This is a genomic window from Bathymodiolus azoricus thioautotrophic gill symbiont (assembly GCF_001298715.1).
Taxonomy (GTDB): Bacteria; Pseudomonadota; Gammaproteobacteria; order PS1; family Pseudothioglobaceae; genus Thiodubiliella.
In genome coordinates this window covers 1-1428 of sequence record NZ_CDSC02000306.1, presented here as the reverse complement: position 1 = coordinate 1428, position 1428 = coordinate 1, and the positions used below count along the sequence as shown (strand labels likewise).

Below are 1428 nucleotides of genomic sequence, written 5' to 3'. Positions count from 1 at the left end.
CAATAAACCTATTTTTCATACACCATTTATTTAACCAATGAAAAGATACATTGCCCACCACTTTCCCAATGAGTTAAAAACTTATGCATTACTAACACTTGCCAGTGTTTTGACAGTAGTGGCTGTTACTTTTTTCTTATCTATTAGTGGATTTTCACAGCATATTTTTAAAACTTTCATTGTTGAGTATCCTGTTTTAAATTTTATTATTACACCAATTACTTTTGTTGCAATTATTTATTTTGCCAAGCAGTATTGTCACTTTGTGCAAGGCAGTGGTATTCCACAACTTATTGCTGCCACTAACTCACGCAATAAATCTATTCGTGAAAAATTACTTTCTTTTAGAGTGGCAACGGGAAAAATAGGTTTTATTTTTCTGGCAATGCTGGGTGGTGCGCCAATTGGCATTGAAGGGCCTAGCATTCATATTGGTGGTTCAATTTTTTATGGCTTTAATCGTTTTATTAAACTTAATCGTAAATTTTTAATTCACGCCCTGATTGCCATTGGCGGTAGCGCAGGACTGATTGTGGCATTTAATGCACCGATAGCTGGCATATTGTTTGCTTATGAAGAAATTGGTAGAAATCTAAAAAAACAAGCCTTAATTCTTATTGCAATTGTTAGCGTGATGGTTTATATATTTTCGATTATTTATCGTGGTAATGCCCCTTATTTAGGCGATTTATCTTTACATTCGCTTGACTTAAGTCTAATTTGGCAACTATTACCTTTGGCAATTATTACAGGGATTTTTGGCGGTTTGTTTGCTAGGGCAATGCTTTATTTGATTAAAAAATTTATTGCCCATACCAAAACTAAAGTTATTATTATTGCACTGTTGTTGGGTGTTGTTGTTGCAATTTTTAATTATTTGTCTGCTGGGAAAATTGCAGGTTCTGGACATGCTGAAGTTTTGCAAATTCTTAATAATAAAGCACTGGGTTTAGACTTTGTTGTGATGAAATACTTTGCCACGCTAAGCTCATTTGTATCTACTATTCCAGGTGGCGTCTTTATGCCAAGCATTTCAATTGGTGCGGGGCTTGGCTCAGAAGTGGCTAATTTCTATACACAAATTAATACGCAAGTTGTGATAATAATGGCAATGATTGGGTATTTAAGTGCGGTGATTAGAGCACCACTCACCTCAACTTTTGTCATTCTTGAAATGACGCTGAGTCTGCATTTACTACTCCCGGGATTACTGGTCGCCTTTATTGCTAACTTTATCTCTAAACAAATTTACCAACAACCTATCTACGAAGCCTTGGCTGACAACTACCTAAAACTCACTAAAAAGGCTTAACCACAACTAAAATAACAATTGCTATCAGTATTAGTACTGGAAATTCGTTAAACCAGCGATAAAAAATATGTGAACGAGTATTGTTATTCGCTTTTAACCCAAATCCAAAAATAAAA

General features: G+C 34.9%; 2 protein-coding genes. One reads left to right on the top strand and one right to left on the bottom strand.

Features of this window, described 5'->3' with window-relative positions; all coding sequences use genetic code 11:
• Positions 1-37 precede the first annotated feature (37 nt).
• Positions 38-1312: a chloride channel protein gene (locus BAZSYMA_RS05930; protein ID WP_090716654.1), complete on the top strand. Its 1275-nt coding sequence runs from the start codon at positions 38-40 to the stop codon at positions 1310-1312.
• On the opposite strand, the gene BAZSYMA_RS05925 is transcribed toward BAZSYMA_RS05930, so the two are convergent.
• On the bottom strand, positions 1299-1428 hold a 130-nt coding region (locus BAZSYMA_RS05925; protein WP_195910126.1), incomplete at its 5' end, for a CopD family protein. The two genes, BAZSYMA_RS05930 and BAZSYMA_RS05925, sit on opposite strands and share 14 nt — an antisense overlap.

Coding starts and splice junctions, on each gene's coding strand:
- BAZSYMA_RS05930 (WP_090716654.1), top strand. CDS start 38: ATGAAAAGATACATTGCCCACCACTTTCCCAATGAGTTAAAAACTTAT.